The organism is Actinocorallia longicatena, from assembly GCF_039534125.1.
Taxonomy (GTDB): Bacteria; Actinomycetota; Actinomycetes; order Streptosporangiales; family Streptosporangiaceae; genus Actinocorallia; species Actinocorallia longicatena.
The window spans coordinates 1-707 of the sequence record NZ_BAAAUV010000081.1; the positions used below are offsets into that span (position 1 = coordinate 1).

A 707-nucleotide genomic window follows, 5' to 3' on the forward strand; every position below is an offset into this window, starting at 1 on the left:
GTATCATTCAGCTGGGTTCCTGGGTAGAGAATCATGCGTGGAGAGGCTCCATGTTAAGTCATTTAGGATCGAGTACCAATTAGAGTAAAATAGTGGGGGTAATTTCCTCTTTATAAGAAAAAATGAAAAACTAAGATAAAAAGAGATATTTAAAGTAAGTGTCCTAAATAAGGGGGCCAACCCGGTTTGACGTGTGAAATGTTCATTAACAGGAGTTATTCGACATTTTAACGTGGTTTCTTTTAAGCCCCCTTATTCATTTGGACACGAACTAGGTTATAAAAGTACACTAAAAGTGTCGATTCTGGTGAATAGGAGGTGGTTAGAGTGAAGAAGAAGATCGATGTTATTGAAGATGTGAAAAAGAAATATGTAAGAATGGCATTGGAAACTGGAAACCATTCATCTACTGCTAGAAAAGCTGGTATTTCAAAAGATACATTTAGAAAATGGATGACAGAATATCAAGATGAAATTTTAGAGATGATGGAGCAAGAAGGCACTACCACCCTATCAGAAAATCCGACTAAAAATGAACTTTTAGATAAATATGAACAAGCAATGAGATTGTTGGGTGAAAAAGAGCTTGAAGTTGCGATGTTAAAGAATCTCCTAAAAAAAAACGAATACCGCTAGAGGAACGTTTACTTGAAATAGAACTGTGGGTATCAGAGGGGTTTCCTATAATCAAAGCAACAAAAGCTTTG

The 707-nt window shown here is 35.9% G+C and carries 1 protein-coding gene; it reads left to right on the top strand.

Going from position 1 to position 707, the window contains the following annotated elements:
* The first annotated feature begins 327 nt into the window (after window positions 1-327).
* A complete protein-coding gene (locus ABD785_RS41155) occupies window positions 328-636 on the top strand; it encodes a transposase (RefSeq protein ID WP_344840344.1) in 309 nt (102 codons plus the stop codon).
* Window positions 637-707 lie beyond the last annotated feature (71 nt).